Annotated in this window: 19 protein-coding genes; 7 read left to right on the forward strand and 12 right to left on the reverse strand. The window is 67.4% G+C overall.

The window, feature by feature from the left end; genetic code table 11:
• Positions 1 to 69: 69 nt before the first annotated feature.
• The 6 genes from JMF86_RS28930 to JMF86_RS28955 form a co-directional block, all read right to left on the reverse strand.
• A complete protein-coding gene (locus JMF86_RS28930; RefSeq protein WP_011549006.1) occupies positions 70 to 1,014 on the reverse strand; it encodes a cyclase family protein in 945 nt (314 codons plus the stop codon).
• A gap of 19 nt (positions 1,015 to 1,033) precedes the next feature.
• On the reverse strand, positions 1,034 to 2,149 hold the full coding sequence (locus JMF86_RS28935; RefSeq protein WP_011549007.1) for an alkene reductase: 1,116 nt from the start codon (positions 2,147 to 2,149) through the stop codon (positions 1,034 to 1,036).
• A 69-nt stretch (positions 2,150 to 2,218) separates the two neighbouring features.
• A complete protein-coding gene (gene dkgB / locus JMF86_RS28940; RefSeq protein ID WP_011549008.1) occupies positions 2,219 to 3,025 on the reverse strand; it encodes a 2,5-didehydrogluconate reductase DkgB in 807 nt (268 codons plus the stop codon).
• Between the two features lie 151 nt (positions 3,026 to 3,176).
• Positions 3,177 to 4,127, reverse strand: a complete 951-nt coding sequence (locus tag JMF86_RS28945; protein WP_011549009.1) for an LLM class oxidoreductase — start codon at positions 4,125 to 4,127, stop codon at positions 3,177 to 3,179.
• 16 nt (positions 4,128 to 4,143) lie between these two features.
• The gene (locus tag JMF86_RS28950; protein WP_011549010.1) at positions 4,144 to 4,467 is read right to left on the reverse strand and encodes a hypothetical protein; all 324 of its coding nucleotides are present in this window, start codon (positions 4,465 to 4,467) and stop codon (positions 4,144 to 4,146) included.
• A 28-nt stretch (positions 4,468 to 4,495) separates the two neighbouring features.
• Positions 4,496 to 5,698: an MFS transporter gene (locus JMF86_RS28955; protein WP_011549011.1), complete on the reverse strand. Its 1,203-nt coding sequence runs from the start codon at positions 5,696 to 5,698 to the stop codon at positions 4,496 to 4,498.
• 101 nt (positions 5,699 to 5,799) lie between these two features.
• Here JMF86_RS28955 and JMF86_RS28960 point away from each other — a divergent pair, with 101 nt between their 5' ends.
• Positions 5,800 to 6,744 (forward strand): LysR family transcriptional regulator, encoded by a 945-nt coding sequence (locus tag JMF86_RS28960; RefSeq protein ID WP_011549012.1) that lies wholly within the window; start codon positions 5,800 to 5,802, stop codon positions 6,742 to 6,744.
• Between the two features lie 70 nt (positions 6,745 to 6,814).
• On the opposite strand, the gene zwf is transcribed toward JMF86_RS28960, so the two are convergent.
• Complete coding sequence (gene zwf, locus JMF86_RS28965) at positions 6,815 to 8,290, reverse strand: glucose-6-phosphate dehydrogenase (protein WP_011549013.1); 1,476 nt, start codon at positions 8,288 to 8,290, stop codon at positions 6,815 to 6,817.
• A 202-nt stretch (positions 8,291 to 8,492) separates the two neighbouring features.
• Here zwf and JMF86_RS28970 point away from each other — a divergent pair, with 202 nt between their 5' ends.
• Positions 8,493 to 9,071, forward strand: coding sequence for a TetR/AcrR family transcriptional regulator (locus tag JMF86_RS28970; RefSeq protein WP_011549014.1), 579 nt, complete (start codon positions 8,493 to 8,495; stop codon positions 9,069 to 9,071).
• 152 nt (positions 9,072 to 9,223) lie between these two features.
• Positions 9,224 to 10,099: an SDR family NAD(P)-dependent oxidoreductase gene (locus JMF86_RS28975; RefSeq protein WP_011549015.1), complete on the forward strand. Its 876-nt coding sequence runs from the start codon at positions 9,224 to 9,226 to the stop codon at positions 10,097 to 10,099.
• Between the two features lie 27 nt (positions 10,100 to 10,126).
• Here the strand turns inward: JMF86_RS28975 and JMF86_RS28980 are convergent, their stop codons facing one another.
• On the reverse strand, positions 10,127 to 11,038 hold the full coding sequence (locus JMF86_RS28980) for a LysR family transcriptional regulator (protein WP_011549016.1): 912 nt from the start codon (positions 11,036 to 11,038) through the stop codon (positions 10,127 to 10,129).
• Between the two features lie 249 nt (positions 11,039 to 11,287).
• On the opposite strand from JMF86_RS28980, the gene JMF86_RS28985 reads away from it, so the two are divergent.
• Positions 11,288 to 12,631, forward strand: coding sequence for a serine hydrolase (locus tag JMF86_RS28985; RefSeq protein ID WP_011549017.1), 1,344 nt, complete (start codon positions 11,288 to 11,290; stop codon positions 12,629 to 12,631).
• 109 nt (positions 12,632 to 12,740) lie between these two features.
• On the opposite strand, the gene JMF86_RS28990 is transcribed toward JMF86_RS28985, so the two are convergent.
• The 4 genes from JMF86_RS28990 to JMF86_RS29005 all read right to left on the reverse strand — a co-directional run bounded on the left by JMF86_RS28990 (position 12,741) and on the right by JMF86_RS29005 (position 15,934).
• A complete protein-coding gene (locus tag JMF86_RS28990; RefSeq protein WP_011549018.1) occupies positions 12,741 to 13,319 on the reverse strand; it encodes a peroxidase-related enzyme in 579 nt (192 codons plus the stop codon).
• Between the two features lie 33 nt (positions 13,320 to 13,352).
• Positions 13,353 to 14,336, reverse strand: coding sequence for an MDR family oxidoreductase (locus tag JMF86_RS28995; protein ID WP_011549019.1), 984 nt, complete (start codon positions 14,334 to 14,336; stop codon positions 13,353 to 13,355).
• Between the two features lie 45 nt (positions 14,337 to 14,381).
• On the reverse strand, positions 14,382 to 15,020 hold the full coding sequence (locus JMF86_RS29000; RefSeq protein ID WP_011549020.1) for a TetR/AcrR family transcriptional regulator: 639 nt from the start codon (positions 15,018 to 15,020) through the stop codon (positions 14,382 to 14,384).
• Between the two features lie 203 nt (positions 15,021 to 15,223).
• The gene (locus JMF86_RS29005) at positions 15,224 to 15,934 is read right to left on the reverse strand and encodes an IclR family transcriptional regulator (RefSeq protein WP_011694857.1); all 711 of its coding nucleotides are present in this window, start codon (positions 15,932 to 15,934) and stop codon (positions 15,224 to 15,226) included.
• 165 nt (positions 15,935 to 16,099) lie between these two features.
• On the opposite strand from JMF86_RS29005, the gene JMF86_RS29010 reads away from it, so the two are divergent.
• From JMF86_RS29010 to JMF86_RS29020, 3 genes are read left to right on the forward strand one after another with little or no spacing between them, the layout of a single operon-like run.
• The gene (locus tag JMF86_RS29010; RefSeq protein ID WP_011549022.1) at positions 16,100 to 16,798 is read left to right on the forward strand and encodes an RraA family protein; all 699 of its coding nucleotides are present in this window, start codon (positions 16,100 to 16,102) and stop codon (positions 16,796 to 16,798) included.
• Positions 16,798 to 17,745: an NAD(P)-dependent oxidoreductase gene (locus tag JMF86_RS29015; RefSeq protein WP_011549023.1), complete on the forward strand. Its 948-nt coding sequence runs from the start codon at positions 16,798 to 16,800 to the stop codon at positions 17,743 to 17,745. Before JMF86_RS29010 ends, JMF86_RS29015 begins: the two co-directional genes overlap by 1 nt.
• Before the next feature lie 21 nt (positions 17,746 to 17,766).
• Positions 17,767 to 18,708: an SMP-30/gluconolactonase/LRE family protein gene (locus JMF86_RS29020; protein ID WP_011549024.1), complete on the forward strand. Its 942-nt coding sequence runs from the start codon at positions 17,767 to 17,769 to the stop codon at positions 18,706 to 18,708.
• The last annotated feature ends 57 nt before the right edge of the window (positions 18,709 to 18,765 follow it).

Raw genomic sequence — 18,765 nt, forward strand, 5'->3', positions numbered from 1 at the left:
CACAGGCTGCAATGCAGAAATGACAATCGCGGCGATAGTCGCCGCGATTGCCGCAGGGCGGGCGCGCGATCAGCGGATGACCTGCGTCGAGCCGACGTACAGCGGCTGGCCGAGCACGAACAGGAATTCCCATGCCTTGTCGCGCACCAGCGCACGGCTGTCGATCAGCTCCAGGTTGTAGATGCCGCGCTTCGCGAGCATGTACTGGTTGACCGGGAATTCGTCCTGCGTGTGCGGATTCGGATAGACCTCCGACGCCCACGTGTCGCCGCCGAACGCGACGATCCCCTGGTCGGCCAGCCACTTCGCGGCTTCCATGCCGATGCCCGGCTCGACGTCGAGGAACTGCTTGTCGTCCTTGCCGATCAGCTCGAGCCAGCCGGTGTTGAACAGCACGACGTCGCCCTTGCGCAGCGTCAGCTCCTGCTTCTTCAGCACGGCCTGGATGTCGGTGACCGTGAATTCGGTGCCGCCCGGCACGATCGGCTTGCCGTAGTAGGCGGTCATGTCGAGCACGACGCCGCGCGTGACGATCGGCGGCACCTTCTCGACGCCGAGCTTCTTCACGCCGTCGACGGTCACGAAATCGGCCGCGCGGTTGCCGTTGTAGTACACGTTGTCGATGCCGATGTGGCCGATGCCGTTCAACTGCGTGCCGACGCCGGTCCATGCGTTGACGAGTTCGTCGTTGAACGTGAACTTGTTCGGGCCGAGGCTCTTGCCGGCCTGCTGGCCGACCTGCACGTTGTACAGCCGGAAGCTGCGATGGCGGAACGCCGGCAGGTGCTTGTCCACCGGCACGGCCAGCGGATAGGTCTTGCCGGCCTTCACGAGGCCGACCGCCTGCTTGATGACGTCGGGCGTCAGCAGGTTGGCCGCGCCGATTTCGTCATCGGCGCCATACACGGACGGATACCAGTCGGCCGCCGGGGCGGCCGGCGCGGCGTGCGCCGCCTGGGCTGCCGCGAGCGGCAAAATCGCGGCGAGCGCGAGCCGGGCGAGCGTTGCTTTCATTTCAGATTCCTGTCTATCGTTATGCCGCGGCCTGCGCGAGCGTCGGGTAGTCGGTCAGGCCGTGGGCGCCGCCGCCGAACAGGGTGTTGCGATCGTGCGGTGCGAGCGCGGCGCCGGTGCGCAGCCGCTCGGGGAGATCGGGGTTCGCGACGAACGGGCGGCCGAATGCGACGAGGTCGGCCCAGCCGGCGGCGATCGCTTCGCGGGCGCGCTCGGCGGTGTACGCGCCGGCATAGATCAGCACGCCCGGGAACGCGGCGCGCAATTGCTGCTTGAAGGCGACCGGCATCAGCGGCGCGTCGTCCCAGTCGGCTTCCGCGATGTGCAGATAGCCGACGCCGAGTTCGCCGAGCAGCTTCGCGGCGGCGAGGTAGGTGGTTTCCGGGTCGTCGTCGACGCAGCCGTTCAGCGTGGTCAGCGGGGCGAGACGGATGCCGACGCGCGACGCGTCGCCGGTCCCTTCGATCAGCGCCTGCGTGACTTCGCGCAGGAACCGCAGCCGGTTCTCCAGCGAGCCGCCGTACGCATCGGCGCGCGTGTTCGCGTTCGAGTCGATGAATTGGTTCACGAGGTAGCCGTTCGCGCCGTGCAGCTCGACGCCGTCGAAGCCGGCTTCCATCGCATGACGGGCGGCAGTGCGGTACTGGTCGACGATCTCGCGGATCTCGTCGATCGACAGCGCGCGCGGCTCGGACGCCTGCACGAAGCCGGGCGTGCTGCCGTCTTCACCGGCGATGAACACGTTCACGCCCTTCGCCTGGAGCGGCGACGACGATACGGGCTGCTGGCCGCCGAGCAGGCTCGTGTGGCTCAGCCGGCCGACGTGCCACAGCTGCGCGAAGATGCGGCCGTGCGCGGCATGCACGGCGTCCGTCACCTTGCGCCAGCCGGCGACCTGCGACGGCGTGTGGATGCCGGGCGTCCACGCGTAGCCCTTGCCGAGCGGCGCGATGTAGGTGCCTTCGCTGACGATCAGGCCCGCACTCGCGCGCTGCGCGTAGTACGCGGCCATCAGTTCGTTGGCTTCGTCGCCGGGCTGGCTCGCGCGCGAACGCGTCATCGGCGGCATCACGATGCGGTTCGGCAGCGTCAGCGCGCCGAGTCGCAGCGGTTGGAAAAGCGGGTCCTGGGTCATGATGGATTCCTGTCGGTGCCGCGGCCGGCGGGCCGCGGATGGGTCATATCGGATGAAGCCGCCGCGTGCTCAGTCCCACTTCGGCGCGAGGCCGGCCGGGTCGACTTCGCGGCCGTTGCGTTCGAGCGCGGCGATCTGCGCCATGTCTTCGTCGGTCAGGCGCAGCGTCTGCGCGAGCAGGTTGCTCGCGAGGTTCTCGCGCTTGGTCGACGACGGAATCACCGAGTAGCCGAGTTGCAGCGCCCACGCGAGCGCGACTTGCGCCGGCGTCGCGTCGTGACGCTGCGCGATCGCGCCGATCACCGGGTCGCCGAGCACCTTGCCGTACGCGAGCGTCATGTACGACGTCACGTGGATGCCTTCGGCGTTCAGGAACTCGACCAGCTTGCGGTTCTGCAGGTACGGGCTCAGTTCGATCTGGTTCGTCGCGATCGCGTCCTTGCCGACCGCCGCGATCGCTTCCTTCGTCAGTTCGATGTTGAAGTTCGAGATGCCGATCTGGCGCGTGAGGCCCTTCGCCTTCGCATCGGCCAGCGCGGTCATGAACGCGTCGATCGACACGCCGTTGCCCGGGGCCGGCCAGTGGATCAGCGTCAGGTCGACGACGTCGGTGCGCAGCTTGCGCAGGCTTTCCTCGAGGCTGGCCGCCAGTTTCTCCGGCGCGTAGTTGTCGACCCAGATCTTCGTCGTGAGGAACAGGTCTTCGCGGCGCACGCCCGATGCGGCGATCGCTTCGCCGACTTCGGCTTCGTTGCCGTAGATCTGTGCGGTGTCGATCGCGCGGTAGCCGACTTCGAGGCCATTGCGGACCGAGTCGATGACCACCTGGCCTTGCAGGCGGAAGGTACCGAGGCCGAATGCGGGAATCTTGCTCATCATGTGCTCCTGAAAGAGGGGGAACGATTGCGGGATGGACGTCATTCTGGCGCTTGAGACTGATGAAATAAACGCCTTTAGAGGTCAAAAATATTTGATTTGAAATCAAATATTGGCCGGCAATTCGCCTATTGGAAGACGCTCGCCGGCCTTATGCGGCGAGCGTCTGCGGATTCGTTTTCGGATGGAATGCGGGCAGCACGTCCGCTGCGATTTCGGCCATCGTCTCGTCGAGCGGCCGCCGGTTGCGGCGGAAATGCAGGCCGATGTGCCGCACGCCTGCGTCGCGCATCGCCGCGAGTTCCTCCGTCAGCGCGATGCGCCCCGCGCGGGCGCCGAAGCGGTGCCGCTGCAGCGGTTCGTGCGGATCTTCCGCGAGGTCGAGGTGGATGAAGCTCACGTACGGCTTGTCGCCCGCCACCGCCCGCCAGTTCGCGGCGCGCTGCAGGTGATCGGCCGGCGTGCCCGGATACGCGAGGCAGCCGTCCATGTGCTCGCCGATCCACGCGGGCGTCTGCTGCGCAAGGCCCGCGACGAGCAGCGGCACCGGCGAGCGGGCGGCGGGCAGCACTTCCAGGCCGGGCGGCAGATGCCCGCGCGCGCCGTCGCGCAGCAGCGCGATCTGGTCGCGGAAGTTCGCGCCGCGCGACGCGAAGTCGCGGCCGAACAGCGGATATTCGACCGGCCGGTCGCCGCTCGCCACGCCGAGCAGCAGGCGCCCGCCGCTCAGTTCCTGGATCGTCGCGGCCGATTTCAGCGTCAGCAGCGGCTCGCGCAGCGGCAGCACGACGGCTGCGGTGCCAAGCAGGATGTCGCGCGTGATGCCGGCGAGGTAGCCGAGATACGAGAACGTTTCGAACACCTGAGCGGCGTCGCCGAACGACGGGTCGTACACCGGCACGTCGCGCACCCAGAGCGCGCGAAAGCCGAGCGTGTCGGCCAGTTGCGCGAGCTCCGCGTGGATTTCCAGGTCGGGCTCGCCGGGGTGGCGGCCGTCATGCCGGCGTTTCGCGTTGCCGGACGGCGTCCAGTCGTTGTCGAGCGGCAGTTCGATGCCGATGCTGAAGCCGCCGGCGGCGAGCTTGTCGAGGGAGGGGGACATGATCGGGTTGCTCCGTTCAGACCGCGCGCAGGCTGCCGTCGAGCCGGTAGAAATCGAGCGACGAAGCGGTGAAGAACGAGCGCGACGTGCCGGCGGCGAAATCGTCGATGTGCACGACAGTGGCGCGATCGGCTTCCTGCCACGAGATCGCGTAGGTCTCGCCGGCGATGGGCTGCCACGTGTATTCGACTTCGCCCTTCGCGCCCGCGTACGGGCCTTCGGTGATCTCGTAGCGCATGTGGCGGCCGTCCTCGTCGTACGCGTTGAGCGCGGTGAGGCCGTCGTAACGGACTTCGAAAGTCTTGCCGGCGAACGGCGGACGTTGGGTCGATGCGTTCATGCTGGTGGCTCCTGTGAAAAGGTGACGTTCAATGGGCGAGTTCGACGGGTTCGGCCGTGCGTGCCGGCAGGCCCTGACGGCTGTCGAGACGGCCGCTCAATGCGGTGAGCGCAAACGCGCCGAGCGTGACGGCGGCGGCGATCCACGGCGTGTGGCCGAGGCCGACGTTCGCGACGATCAGGCCGCCGAGCGACGAGCCGCCGGCCACGCCGAGGTTGAAAGCGGCGATGTTGAAGCCCGATGCGACGTCGGTGGCGTCCGGCGCGAAGTGGCGCGCCTGCTTGACGACGTACACCTGCAGCCCCGGCACGTTGCCGAACGCGACGGCGCCCCACGCGAGCATCGTCAGCACCGCGAGCCATTTCACGTGGATCGTGAAGGTCAGCGCGAGCAGCACGATCGCGAGCAGCAGGAAGATCCGCTTGAGCGCCTTCACGGGGCCGACGGCGTCCGCGAGCTTGCCGCCCCACACGTTGCCGACCGCGACCGACACGCCGTAGCCGACGAGCACGAGGCTGACCTGCGACGGCGTGAAGCCGGCGATCTGTTCGAGCAGCGGCGCCATATAGGTGAACGCGATCAGCGAGCCGCCGTAACCGACGGCCGTCATCGCATAGACGAGCAGCAGGCGCGGCTGGGCCAGCACGCGCAGCTGGCGGGCGAGCGGCGCGGGCGGCGTCTGCGGCAGCCCGCGCGGCACGAACGCGACCGCGCCGACGAACGCGACGAGGCCGAACAGCGCGACGATCAGGAACGTCGCGCGCCAGCCGAAGTGCTGGCCGATGAAGGTGCCGAGCGGAATGCCGGCGACGAACGCGACGGTCATGCCGCTGAACATCGTCGCGATCGCGCTGGCGGCCTTGTCCTTCGGCACGAGCGTGGTCGCGATGATCGAGCCGACCGAGAAGAACACGCCGTGCGCGAGGCCGGTGAGGATGCGCGCGACGATCAGCGATTCGTAGCCGGGCGCCTGCCATGCGACGAGGTTGCCGACGGTGAAGAGCGCCATCAGTCCGGCAAGCAGCGCCTTGCGCGGCACGCGGCCGGTGAGCGCGGTGAGGAGCGGCGCGCCGATCGCGACGCTCAGCGCGTACAGGCTGACGAGCAGGCCGGCGGACGGCAGGCTGACGCCGAGGTCGGCGCCGATCGTCGGGATCAGGCCGACGATCACGAATTCGGTGGTGCCGATGGCAAAGGCGCTGATGGTCAGCGCAAGCAACGCGAGTGGCATGACGGGATCCGGGTTTCAGTAGGAATGGATCGCAGTGTGCCGGCTTTACTTTTGCTGAAAAACTGGTCTATAAACCAAATTGTTTTGATTTCAAATCAACAATGAAGATCACCCTCGACGAACTCCAGGCCTTTGCCGCCGTGGTCGACACCGGTTCGATCACCGCCGCCGCCCAGCAGCTCGACCTCACCGTGTCGGCGACGAGCCGTACGCTCGCGCGGCTCGAGGAGAAGCTGAAGACCACGCTGCTGCGCCGGACCACCCGTCGGCTCGAACTGACGGAAGAAGGGCGCGCATTCCTGCAGAACGCGCGCGCGATCATCGAATCGGTCGAGACCGCGGAAGAGCAGATGCTCGCGCGGCGCGAGATGCCGTCCGGGCGCCTGCGCGTCGACGCCGCGACGCCGTTCATGCTGCACGTGATCGTGCCGCTCGTGCGCGGCTACCGCGAACGCTTCCCGAAGGTCGAGCTGGAGCTGAACAGCAACGAGGGCATCATCGATCTGCTGGAGCGGCGCACCGACGTCGCGATCCGGATCGGCCGGTTGAAGGATTCGACGCTGCACAGCCGGCGCATCGGCAACAGCCGGGTGCGCATCCTGGCAAGCCCCGACTACATCGAAGCGCATGGCCAGCCGCGCAAGGTCGAGGATCTCGACAAGCACACGCTGCTCGGCTTCACGCAGCCCGAATCGCTGAACGTATGGCCGATCCTCGGCACGGACGGCGAAGCATACCGCATCGAGCCGGACGTGTATTCGTCGAGCGGCGAAACGCTGCGGCAGCTTGCGCTGGAGGGCACGGGCGTCGTCTGCCTGTCGGATTTCGTGACCGCGCAGGATCGCGAAGCGGGGCGGCTGGTGCAGGTGCTCGCGCGCCACACGCTCGACGTCCAGCAGCCGATTCACGCGGTGTACTACCGCAATACCGCGATCTCGTCGCGGATCGCGTCGTTCGTCGACTACCTGATCGAGGTGCTGGGCGGCGGCGGCAGCGGCGGCGATGCGCCGGCGCGGCGCAAGGCCGCGTGGATGGAGCCGCAGTAGCGACGCAGCGCAGGCGGCGCTGCGCTGCGGGAGCGGGCGTGCCGCGCGGCGGCACGCCGTCGTGCTGCGATTACGCCTCTTCGGCCCACGACATCCCGTCGCGCGCGAGGAGCGCCGACGAAGCCGCGGGGCCGAACGTGCCGGCCGTGTACAGGCGCGGCCGGTCGCCGAGCTGCTTCCAGCCGTCGAGGATCGGCTCGACCCACGACCACGCGGCTTCCAGTTCGTCGCGGCGCATGAAATGCGTGAGGCGGCCGCGGATCACGTCGATCAGCAGCCGTTCGTACGCTTCCGCGCGCCGTTCCGGAATCGCCTGCTGCAGATCGAGGTTCAGGCTCACCGGCACCATGTTCATGCCGCTGCCCGGCTCCTTCGCGAGCATCTGCAGCTGGATCGACTCTTCCGGCTGGAGCTGGATCACGAGGCGGTTGCCGTAATTGCGCGGGCCGGTCGGGATGATCGAGAACGGCATGTCCGCGAACTCGATCACGATTTCCGACTGGCGGCGCTGCAGCCGCTTGCCGGTGCGCAGGAAGAACGGCACGTTCGCCCAGCGCCAGTTGTTGATGTGCGCGCGCAGCGCGACGAAGGTTTCCGCGCGGCTGTCCGCCGGCACGTTGTCTTCCTCGAGATAGCCCTTGACCGGCTGGCCGTCCACCGCGCCGGCCGTGTATTGGCCGCGCACCGTGTCGCGTGCGACGTCCGACAGCGACATCGGGCGCAGCGAGCGCAGCACCTTCAGCTTCTCGTCGCGCACCGCATCCGGATCGAGCGACACCGGCGGCTCCATCGCGACGATGCACAGCAGTTGCAGCAGGTGGTTCTGCACCATGTCGCGCAGCGCACCGGTATGGTCGTAGAAGCCCGCGCGGCTGCCGACGCCGACCGTCTCCGCGACCGTGATCTGCACGCTGCGGATGTTCGGCGCCTGCCACAGCGGCCCGAAGATCGGGTTGCCGAAGCGCAGCACCATCAGGTTCTGCACGGTTTCCTTGCCGAGATAGTGGTCGATCCGGTAGATCTGCGATTCCTCGAAGTGCTTGCCGACCGCATCGTTGATCGCCTTCGCGGACGCGAGATCGTGGCCCAGCGGCTTTTCGAGGACGACGCGCGAGTGCGCGTCGACGAGGTGCGCGGCCGACAGGTTGTCGCAGATCGTCGTGAACAGCTCCGGCGACGTCGACAGGTAGAACACGCGCACCGCGTCGCTACGCGCCGCTTCGGCGAGGCGCAGGTAGTCGTCCGGCGCGTTCACGTCGATCAGCACGTACTTGAACAGGTCGAGAAAGCGGCTCCACGCGTCGGCGTCGAACGCCTTCTCGTCGATGAACGGGCGCGACTGCTCGTCCATGAACTTGCGATAGCCGTCGATGCCCCAGTCGCGGCGGCCGACGGCGATGATGCGCGTCTCGGGCGGAAGATTGCAGTGCAGGTGCGCCATGTACAGCGCGGGCAACAGCTTGCGGGCGGCCAGGTCGCCGCCGCCGCCGAAGATGATCATGTCGACGGGCCGGTCGGCCGCCGTCTGGGAAGGCTGATTCGTCATGGGAGGTTCGCGGTTTGAAACGGTGAACGTGAAACGAACGTCGAGGGCAATGGGGCGCCGGATGCTCGGGCGCCGGTACGGCAAAACGCAATAGTGCACCGTTTTGATGGTTTGCGTATGCGTTCCCCCGGATGTAACAGGGCTTGCGTTCCGGATACCGTGTTGATTATGATTGAGCGCTCACTCATTAAAGGAATCGAACGTGGCCCGACCGCGCAGTCCCGACAAGCACGATGCCATCCTCGCCGCGGCCGCGCGTGCGCTCGCCGAGGACGGCGCGAGCGCGACGACGGCGCGTATCGCGAAGCTCGCCGGCGTGGCGGAAGGCACGGTGTTCACATACTTCGAGACCAAGGATGCGTTGCTGAACGCGCTGTACCTGAGCCTGAAGGCCGGCCTGCGCGAGGCGATGATGACCGGGTTTCCGGAACACGCGCCGGCCGAGCAGGCCGTGCGGCATGCGTGGAACGGCTACGTGTCGTGGGGCGTCGCGAATCCGGACGGGCGGCGCGCGCTGCAGCAGCTCGGCGTGAGCGGCCGCATCGACGATGCGCATCGGGCGGCCGGCGCGGAAGGCTTCGGCGGGATCGGCTCGCTGCTGCGTGAACAGGTCGGCGCGTCGGGCACGCTGAACCGCGACGAAGCCCATGCGTTCTGCTCGGCGTTGTTCACGTCGATCGCGGAAACCGCGATGGAATCGATCGCACGTGATCCGGCGCGGGCCGATGCATACCGGGAAGCGGGGTTTCGCGCGATGTGGGCCGTGTTGCACACGGTGTGAGTCAGGGATTGCCGTCGTGGCGGCGTGTGCCGCGACGACGGGCAGGGCGTTTCAGGCAGGGCGATGCAGGTCATGAACGATCGATACGTCGCCCAATTAATGAGTGAGTAATCATTCATTTTCATCGTTTCACCATCATCATGGAGTGGAAAATGTCGAAAGTCTGGTTGGTAACGGGGGCCGCGCGCGGCCTCGGGCGAGCGATTTCGGAAGCGGTGCTGGCGGCGGGCGACCGGCTGGTGGCGGGCGCACGCGATCCGGCGCGACTGGCCGATCTGGCCGAACGGTATGGCGACCGGCTGCTGCCGGTCGAACTCGACGTCACCGACGAAGCGGCGGCCGCGCAGGCCGTCTCGGCGGCACGCGCGGCGTTCGGCCGCATCGACGTGCTGGTGAACAACGCGGGCTACGGCCACACGGCGCCGTTCGAGCAGATGAGCGCCGACGCTTTCCGCGACCAGATCGAAACGAACCTGTTCGGCGTGATCAACCTCACGCGCGCGGTGCTGCCGACGATGCGCGCGCAGCGCGCCGGGCACATCTTCCAGGTGTCGTCGGTCGGCGGGCGCACGTCGACGCCCGGATTGTCCGCGTATCAGGCCGCGAAGTGGGCGGTCGGCGGGTTCAGCGACGTGCTCGCGAAGGAAGCGGCGCCGTTCGGCGTGCGCGTGTGCACGCTCGAGCCGGGCGGGATGCGCACCGAATGGGCCGCGCAGGCGAAGCGCGGCGTCGACGATCTGCTGCCCGACTATCAGCCGTCGGTCGGCAAGATTCTCGACCTGCTCGGTGCGTATGGCGGCCACGAGATCGGCGACCCCGCACGCATCGCGGCGCTGATCGTCGACCTGTCGCGCCGCGACGACGTGCCGCTGCGTTTGCTGCTCGGCGGCGATGCGCTGTTCGTCTGCGAGCAGGCGGAGCGGCAGCGTGCGGAAGAGGCGGCGCGGTGGCGGGACGCCACGCTGTCGACGCAGTTTCCGGATGCGAAGCTGCCGGACGGGCTCGATGCGTTGAAGGTGATCGAGTAACGGTGGCCGGCAGCATGGCCGCTGCGTTCAGCGTGCGCCGTGCTGCCGCTGCGCGGCTTTCTCCCATGCCGCGCCGGCGGCGTCGATCGCTTCGATGATCGGCGACGGATTCCACGTGCCGGGCTTCCACACCGCGACGATCGAATGGACGAGGCTGCCATGCCCGACCTCCGTGTCGATGCGCGTGACGGACGGCCAGCAGTTAGCGTCGAAATGCGTCGGCAGGAAGCCCCAGCCATGCCCGTGCTGGAGCAGGTGACGTACGGTTTCGAGTTCGTTCGCGTACACGAGCCGGTCCGACACCTGCAGCAGTTGCGCGAACTGCGTGCTCAGCGACCGGTGCATCACCACTTGCGGCTTCGCGGCGAGCGCGGGGACCGTGACCGGCGACCCGTTCGCCGGAAACAGGTCGGCCGACGCGTAAAAGCCGATCTCGATCGCGCCGACGGCCCGCCATTCGAGCTCGGCCGCGATGAACCGATTGCGTGCCAGGCTGATCGCGACCTGCGCGGCGCCGGACACGAGCGCCGCCTCGGCCTCGTCGCGGGACGCGCTCCACGTGCTGACGTCGATGCCCGACGCGGCGAGATCGTCGATCAACGCATGCAGCAGCGTGCGCGGCACGAACGGATCGTAGGCGATGCGGATCGCGTCGGCGATGCCCGACGGCACGCCTCTCGCCGCGGCGCCGAACGCTTGCGCCTGCCGCAGCAGCAGGCGCGCCTGGCGTTGCAGGCGTTCGCCCTCCGACGTCAGCGACAGCACCCGTCCACTGCGCGCGAAGAGCGGAAAGCCCAACTCGATTTCGAAGAATTCCAGCAGTTCGCTGACGGTCGAGCGGTCCTTGCCGAGATGCGCGGCGGCTTTCGTGATGCTGCCGTGTTCGGCAATGCACGCGAACGCCTCGATCTGCGCGAGCGAGTAAGTCAGTGCGCCCATGATGTCCCTTCCGGCGGATGCGGGGGATTTTCCCACATGTGCCGTTTTGCCTCGTCGACGCGCGCACTCGATACTGATTTTCGAGGGCGCGATGCGGGAGCCGCCGTGGGCGTGATCGACGCGCGTATGCCGCGCGTCGGACGCCGGTGACGATGGCACCGCCCGCGCCGCGCCCTGAAACGTTCGGGCCGTGCGGCGGAAACCTTCTTGCGCAGGCGCGACCGGACATCGTCGACAAGGACACACACAATGAAACCGAGGTTCGATCGTTCATTCGGCATCGCGCTTGCAGCGGCCATCGTCGCGGGCAGCGCAGTGACGGCGTCGTTCGCGCAAGCCGCGTCGTCTGCCGCGCTGCCCGCCGCCGCGACGTGCGGCGGCGTCGCGCTGGCCACGTGCCCCGCACCGTTCGACGCGACGCTGCCCGACCCGAAGCGGATGCTGACGTGGAGCCAGCCGGATCGCGTGATCGGCTTTCGCAACGACTATCGCAACTATCCGGGCGACGTGTTCCACCATGGCGCGGCCATGCCGTTCGTCGATGCCGCCCGCATGCTGACCGACATGTCGTACGAAGTGCACGGCAAGCGCTACACGCTGAAGGACTACCTGAAGCATCAGGACGTGGCCGGCCTGCTGGTGCTGAAGGACGGCAAGATCGCATACAAGTATCTCGGCGACGGCAACACCGATACGACGTTGTGGACGTCGCGCTCGGTCGGCAAGTCGGTCGTGTCGACGCTGGTCGGGGTCGCGTTGCAGGAAGGGAAGATCAAGTCGCTCGACGATCGCGTGACCGATTACGAGCCGGACCTGAAGGGCACCGCGTGGGACGGCGTGACGCTGAAGCAGTTGATCCAGCATACGTCCGGTGTCGCGTGGAACGAGAGCTACACGAATCCGGACTCCGATTTCGCGAAGCTCACCCAATGCGAGGCGCGGCCCGGCACGTATGCGTGCGTGCGCACGCTGGTCAAGGGGCTCGGCCGCGCGCATCCGCCCGGGCAGACCTGGTCGTACAGTTCCGGCGGCGCGTGGCTGCTCGGCGACGTGCTCGAACGCGCGACCGGCATGTCGCTCGCCGCTTATCTCGAAAAGACGATCTGGAAGCCGTACGGGATGGCGAGCGATGGCGTGTGGCACGCGTATCGCGAAGGGCAGCACGACGTCGGTGCGCATGGTTTCAACGCGACGCTGGAAGACTGGGGGCGCTTCGGCGAATTCGTGCTGGGTGGCGGCAAGCTGCCCGACGGCACGCGGATCTTGCCGGACGGCTGGCTCGACCGGGCGTCGGACTGGACGCAGGCGCGACAGTCGGTGTCGGCCGGGCACCCCGACGGCATTTACGGCTACCAGTGGTGGAACAACGCGGTGCCGGTCGATGCGAAGGGCACGGACCCGACGCCCGCAGCGTCGATGCGCGGCGCGCTGTGGGCGCTCGGCATCTTCGGCCAGGTCATCATGGTCAACCGCGCGGAGCATCTCGTGGTCGTGCAATGGTCGACGTGGCCGAAGGCGGAGCCGTCGTTCGATACGCTGCCGCTCGAAGCGTCGGTGTTCTACAGCGCGATCGCGCGGGAGTTGCGGCATTGAGCGTGCGCGTCGCGGCCACCTTGTTGCGGTGCATTGCCTGCCGCAACGCGCGGAAGGCCGGACGCAGGCGCGCCGGCCTTCCGGGGTGACGATGGCGCGATCGGGGTTCTCAGCGCCCCAGCGCGTAAAACGCCGCGTTGGGCCGCATGTTGGTCACGTTCGCGATGCGGTTGGACATCCCGAAGAAGGCCGAGATCGCCGCGATGTCCCAGATGTCGTCCTCGGTGAAGCCGTGCGTCTTCAGCGTGTCGAAGTCCGGCTCGCCCACTTGATGCGCGGCCTGCGACACCTTCATCGCGAAGTCCAGCATCGCCTTCTGCCGGGCGGTGATGTCGGCCTTGCGATAGTTGGTGGCGACCTGGTCGGCGATCAGCGGGTCCTTCGCGCGAATCCGCAGGATCGCCCCGTGCGCGATCACGCAGTACTGACACTGGTTCGCGGCGCTGGTGGCCACGACGATCATTTCGCGTTCGGCCTTGCTGAGATTGCCCGGCTTGTCCATCAGCGCGTCGTGGTACGCCATGAACGCGCGAAACTCGTCCGGGCGATGCGCGAGGGTGAGGAACACGTTCGGGATGAAGCCCGATTTCTCCTGGACGGCCGCGATGCGTGCGCGAATGTCGTCGGGCAGGTCTTCGAGCGCCGGCACCGGGAAGCGGCTGACGGGCGCATTGTCTGAAGCGGTCATGAAGTTTCCTCGATAAAGCGGCACGAATGACGATCACGCGTTCACGTCGACGACGACGCGGCCGCGCACCTTGCCGTCGATCAGTTCCGCGGCCAGCGGGATGACCTCGCTCAGGCCGACCCGACGGCCGATGGCGCCCAGCTTCTCGACGTCGAGATCGGACGCGAGCCGGCGCCAGGCCTCCAGCCGCTCGGCGCGCGGGCACATCACGCTGTCGATCCCGACGAGCGTGACGCCGCGCAGGATGAACGGCGCGACGGTCGCGGGGAAATCCATGCCGGCGGCGAGGCCGCAGGCCGTCACCACGCCGCGGTAGCGCGTGGTCGCGCACACGTTGGCGAGGACGTGGCTGCCGGCCACGTCGACGGCGCCGGCCCAGCGCTCCTTGCCGAGCGGCTTGCCGGGTGCGCTGAATTGAGCGCGATCCAGGATCTCCGCCGCGCCGAGTTGCCGCAGGTAGTCGGCATCGGCCGGGCGGCCCGTCACGGCGACGACGCGATACCCGAGCCGCGCGAGGAGGGCCGTCGCGACGCTGCCCACGCCGCCGGCCGCGCCCGTCACCACGATCTCGCCGTCGCCAGCGCGCACGCCGTGCCGTTCCAGCGCCATCACGCACAGCATCGCGGTGTAGCCGGCCGTGCCGATGGCCATCGCCTGTTGCGGCGAAAACGCGGACGGCAGCGGCACCAGCCAGTCGCCGTCGACCCGCGCCTTCTGCGCGAGGCCGCCCCAATGCGTTTCGCCGACGCCCCAGCCGTTGAGCACGACCTGATCGCCGGCGCGGTAATCCGGGTGCGTGCTCGCTTCGACTTCGCCGACCAGATCGATGCCCGGCACCATCGGGAACTTGCGCACGACCGGGCTCTTGCCGGTGATCGCCAGCCCGTCCTTGTAGTTCAGCGTCGAATAGCCCACGCGGATCGTCACGTTGCCGGCGGGCAACTGCGCGTCGTCCAGCGTGTGCAGCCGCGCGTGCTGGCCGGTTTCGTCCTTGTCGATCACGATGCCCTGGAACATGCGTCCTCCTTTCTAGACCGATCGTCTAATTAATCGTAAAAAAATTCAGCGGCGTGGCAATCCATTGAAGAAAAACTGCGCGAACAGCGCGAGTGGCTGGTCGCTGCGTTCGAGCTTCGCGCGCAGCACCGCACCTTCCCAGCCGATCCAGAAGAACGCGGCCAGCGCGGCGGGGTCGGCGGACTCCGCCAGCTCACCCGCCTGCTGCGCGGCGTCCAGGCATTCGGCCAGACGGCGCTGCCAGTCTTCGAACGTGGCGCGCAGACGGGCGCGGAAGCTTTCCGGCAGCGTGCCCATTTCCTGGCCGAGGTTGCCGATCAGGCAGCCGCGGTTGTACGCATGGCGGGCCATGCCGTCGCGGGCGTCGTCGACGAACGCGCGCACGCGCGCCAGCGGCGAGCGTTCCAGCTGGCTGAAATGGCGGTCGAGCTTGCGGGCGAAGAACTCGGCGTAGCGGTCGATCAGTTTGAGACCGAACGCTTCCTTGCTGTCGAAGTAGTGATAGAAGGAGCCCTTCGGCACGCCGGCGCGCCCGAGGATCTCGTCGAGCCCGGTGGCGGAAAAGCCCTTTTCGGTGAGGATCTCGAGCCCGGTGCGCAGCAGCATGTCGCGCGTGGCGACGAGGTCGTCGTGCTGTTTGGGTGGCCTGCCGCGGCGGCGCGGCGGATCGGTTCGAGCGTCCATGCGCGAATAATAGACCGTTCGTCTCGAAAATCAAGGGCCCGCGTGCCGAGCCGATTGGACAGGCCGATTGGGCGGGCCGTCGCGTCGGTGCGGCGACGCATGCGTCACGCCCCCGGGGCCGGGGCGGGGCATGGTGTGGACGTGGCCTTGGTCAGGCGACGAGCGGTTCGCCGACCTGAACCACGCCTTGCTCAAAGCGGCGATCAGATGCCGTAGACGGTCTCGCAGAGCGCGACACTCGCGCCCAGCTTCCGCGATAGATCGGCGGCGGCATCCAGCTGCGGTCGATCCAGTTCACCCGATTCGTGCGCGACGCTGAGGCGCGACGCTGGACCGGACAGCGTCAGCGCCGCCATGAACTTGTCGCCGGCGCCGAAGACCGGCACCGCGAACGCTGCCGTGTGCACATCGCGTGCACCCGCGGTGAAGAGGGGTAGTGCGGGCGGCTTGTCATAGATCGGTTCGCCAAGACCCCAGAAACGGATCACCTGGCTGATGGCCGTGTCGTCGAGCGGCAGCATCGTGCCCGCGAGCCGCGTTTCACGCAGGCCTTCGGACGGCTCGACCCGAAACAGGCAAAGCCGCTGCCCGTTGTCGTGCACGTAGTACGATGCGCTTTCCTTCGTCAGCGCGGCCAGCGCGTGCAGCGCCGGTTCGACCACCGTGGACAGATGGAAGGATTGCTCGTACAGCTTGCCGAGGTACAGCACGCGGTGCCCAAGCGAATAGTTGCCGGACTGGGCGCGCACGACATAGCCCATTCGCTCCAGCGAGTTCATCAGCCGATAGACCGTCGTCTTGTGCATGCCGGATGCTTGCGACAGCGTCGCGAGCGACTGCGATTCGGCGCCCGGCTTGAAGCAGTCCAGCAGCGAAAGCGCCTTTTCCACGGCAACCACGCCGTCATTTCCCATTCCTTCTCTCCCGTCGACACACGACGGGTATTGTACAGAGTAAAACGCTGGTTTACCACGTAAAAGGGTAAACGCCAGTGCCCTGGTATGGGTTGTCTCGTTATAGTGATTTCACTATGTACACCAGTGTTGTACAGAGTACAACGCGCAACCCGAGGTCGAGTCATGAGCAAGCCATCCGTCAGCATTTCTCCGATCAATCGCGACATCGAACGCATCTCGCCGGAACTGGTTCAGGCGGCCGCGCGTTACCAGGCCGCGATCCTTGCCGACGTCGCGGGCCGCCGCGGCACGGTGCATGGCCGCGTGCGGCCGCTGTCGCCGAAGATGAAGGTCGCCGGCCCCGCAGTCACGGTCGAAGTCCGTCCGGGCGACAACCTGGCGATCCATGCGGCGCTCGCCGTCGCGAAGCCGGGCGACGTCGTCGTGGTCGACGGCAAGGGCGACATCTCGTGCGCGCTGCTCGGCGAAATCATGGCGGCGCAGGCGAAGGCGAGCGGCATCGCCGGCATCGTCATCGACGGCGCGGTGCGCGACGCGCACGAACTGGCCAACGGCGACTACCCGATCTTCTCGGCCGGCCTCAATCCGTGCGGTCCGACCAAAAGCATCGCGGGGCGCGTGAATGCACCGATCTCGCTGGGCGGCGCGACGGTCAATCCGGGCGACCTGGTGGTCGGCGACGCAGACGGCGTCGTCGTCATTCCCCGCGCCGACGTCGCGCGCATCGTCGATCTCGCGCAGAAAAAGCTGGACTTCGAAACCGCGCGTATCGCGGCGATCCACAAGGGCGACCTTCGTCCGGGCTGGATCGAGAAGGAGTTGCGTGCAGCCGGCATGCTGGCCGAAGGCGAGGCACTGTGATGCGGATCGCTTCGCACAAGCCCGTGGTCCTCGTGACCGCCGCCGACCTTGCGCCGCAAGCGCTCGAGATGCTTGCGCAGTTCGACGTCGTGTTCGCCGGCAAGCAACCGACCGAGGACGACATCGTGGCGCTCTGCATCGAGCACAAGCCGGTCGCGATCATCGTCCGGTACGGCAAGATCAACGCCCGCATCATGGACGCGGCCGAAAACCTGCAGGTGATTTCGAAGCACGGCAGCGGCATCGACGTGATCGATCAGGACGCGGCTGCCGCACGCGGTATCGCGGTGCGCGCCGCGGTCGGCGCGAATGCGGCCGCCGTCGCCGAGCACGCATGGGCGCTGCTGCTCGCGTGCGCGAAGTCGGTTCCGCAGCTCGATATCCGCATGCGCGAAGGCCATTGGGACAAGGCGACGCACAAGTCCGTCGAACTCGACGGGCGCACGCTCGGCCTCGTCGGACTCGGCGCGATCGGCCGGCGCGTGGCCGCGATCGGTGCGGCGTTCGGCATGAAGGTGCTCGCGTTCGATCCGTTCGCGAAGGAAGCGCCCGCCGGTGTGAAGCGCGTGGCGCTCGACACGCTGTACGCGGAGTCGGACGTCGTGTCGCTGCATTGTCCGTTGACGGCCGACAACCGCCGGATGCTCAACCGCGACACATTCGCACGTTTCAAGCGCGGGGCGATTCTGGTCAATACCGCACGCGGTGGCTTGATCGACGAAGCCGCGCTTGCCGACGCGCTGGCGAGCGGCCAATTGCGCGCGGCCGGCCTCGACAGCTTCGATGTCGAGCCGATGACGGTGCCGCACCCGTTCCAGCAGATCCCCAACGTGATTCTGTCTCCGCATGTCGGCGGCGTGAGCGATGCCGCGTACGTGAACATGGGGAAGGGCGCGGCCGCCAACGTTCTCGCGGTGCTCGACGAACGCGCGCACAGCGCGGCTTGAACCCTGAACATCGAGGTACGCATGTTTTATCTGACGAGTCCCGACGTACGCGAAGCCGAAGTATTCACGCGCATGCCGGAGAAGTTTCGCAAGCCGGACGTCCGCACGGAATGGGCGCGCGCGAATCGCGGCGGCATGGTCACCGATTCCTTTCTCGAAGGGCCGGTCTGGGACCCGGACGGCTATCTGTTCGTCACCGACATTCCGCACGGGCGCATCTTCCGCATTTCGCCGTCGGGCGACTGGGATCTCGTCGTCGAATACGACGGCGAGCCCAACGGGATGAAGCGCTTCGACGCATCGCACCTGATCATCACCGACTACCGGAACGGCCTGATGCTGCTCGATATCGAGCGCGGTGAAATTCGCCCGCATCTCGAGCGCCGCAACACCGAGCGCTTCAAGGGCGTGAACGACCTGACGTTCGACTCGGCCGGCAACCTCTATTTCACCGACCAGGGGCAGACCGGGCTGCACGATCCGACGGGCCGCGTGTATCGGCTGTCGCCCGACGGCAAGCTCGACATGCTGCTCGGCACCTGCCCGAGCCCGAACGGGCTCGTCCTGTCGCGCGACGAGAAGGTGCTGTTCGTCGCGATGACGCGCGGCAATGCCGTGTGGCGCATGCCGTTGCAGGCCGACGGGTCGGTCAGCAAGGTCAGCCAGTTCTTTACCTCCTACGGACCGAGCGGGCCCGACGGCCTCACCGTCGATCTCGAAGGCCGCCTGTTCGTCGCGAATCCGGGGCTCGGCCGCGTGTGGGTGCTCAACCATTGCGCGGAGCCCGTCGAGATCCTGACCGGACCGAAAGGGGCGTCGCTCACGAGCGTGTGCTTCGGCGGCCCGGACATGAAGACGCTTTTCATCACCGAATCGACGTCCGGTTCCGTCCTGAAAGCGGACATGAGTATTGCCGGCCCGCTGCCGAAACAGGCAGCGAAACGGGCAGTGAAGCAGGACTGAGACCCACGAGCCGGGAAGCCGCGCATCGGCTTCCCGCCCGCATGCCGAAAGATCGCG

This window comes from Burkholderia sp. E168m15 (assembly GCF_016586105.1).
Classification (GTDB): Bacteria; Pseudomonadota; Gammaproteobacteria; order Burkholderiales; family Burkholderiaceae; genus Burkholderia; species Burkholderia orbicola.

Bases quoted from the DNA above. Each gene is read 5' to 3' on its own strand.
- JMF86_RS28930 (WP_011549006.1), bottom strand. From the start codon at position 1,014: ATGAAAGCAACGCTCGCCCGGCTCGCGCTCGCCGCGATTTTGCCGCTC.
- JMF86_RS28935 (WP_011549007.1), bottom strand. From the start codon at position 2,149: ATGACCCAGGACCCGCTTTTCCAACCGCTGCGACTCGGCGCGCTGACG.
- dkgB (WP_011549008.1), bottom strand. From the start codon at position 3,025: ATGAGCAAGATTCCCGCATTCGGCCTCGGTACCTTCCGCCTGCAAGGC.
- JMF86_RS28945 (WP_011549009.1), bottom strand. From the start codon at position 4,127: ATGTCCCCCTCCCTCGACAAGCTCGCCGCCGGCGGCTTCAGCATCGGC.
- JMF86_RS28950 (WP_011549010.1), bottom strand. From the start codon at position 4,467: ATGAACGCATCGACCCAACGTCCGCCGTTCGCCGGCAAGACTTTCGAA.
- JMF86_RS28955 (WP_011549011.1), bottom strand. From the start codon at position 5,698: ATGCCACTCGCGTTGCTTGCGCTGACCATCAGCGCCTTTGCCATCGGC.
- JMF86_RS28960 (WP_011549012.1), top strand. From the start codon at position 5,800: ATGAAGATCACCCTCGACGAACTCCAGGCCTTTGCCGCCGTGGTCGAC.
- zwf (WP_011549013.1), bottom strand. From the start codon at position 8,290: ATGACGAATCAGCCTTCCCAGACGGCGGCCGACCGGCCCGTCGACATG.
- JMF86_RS28975 (WP_011549015.1), top strand. From the start codon at position 9,224: ATGTCGAAAGTCTGGTTGGTAACGGGGGCCGCGCGCGGCCTCGGGCGA.
- JMF86_RS28980 (WP_011549016.1), bottom strand. From the start codon at position 11,038: ATGGGCGCACTGACTTACTCGCTCGCGCAGATCGAGGCGTTCGCGTGC.
- JMF86_RS28985 (WP_011549017.1), top strand. From the start codon at position 11,288: ATGAAACCGAGGTTCGATCGTTCATTCGGCATCGCGCTTGCAGCGGCC.
- JMF86_RS28990 (WP_011549018.1), bottom strand. From the start codon at position 13,319: ATGACCGCTTCAGACAATGCGCCCGTCAGCCGCTTCCCGGTGCCGGCG.
- JMF86_RS28995 (WP_011549019.1), bottom strand. From the start codon at position 14,336: ATGTTCCAGGGCATCGTGATCGACAAGGACGAAACCGGCCAGCACGCG.
- JMF86_RS29000 (WP_011549020.1), bottom strand. From the start codon at position 15,020: ATGGACGCTCGAACCGATCCGCCGCGCCGCCGCGGCAGGCCACCCAAA.
- JMF86_RS29005 (WP_011694857.1), bottom strand. From the start codon at position 15,934: ATGGGAAATGACGGCGTGGTTGCCGTGGAAAAGGCGCTTTCGCTGCTG.
- JMF86_RS29010 (WP_011549022.1), top strand. From the start codon at position 16,100: ATGAGCAAGCCATCCGTCAGCATTTCTCCGATCAATCGCGACATCGAA.
- JMF86_RS29015 (WP_011549023.1), top strand. From the start codon at position 16,798: ATGCGGATCGCTTCGCACAAGCCCGTGGTCCTCGTGACCGCCGCCGAC.
- JMF86_RS29020 (WP_011549024.1), top strand. From the start codon at position 17,767: ATGTTTTATCTGACGAGTCCCGACGTACGCGAAGCCGAAGTATTCACG.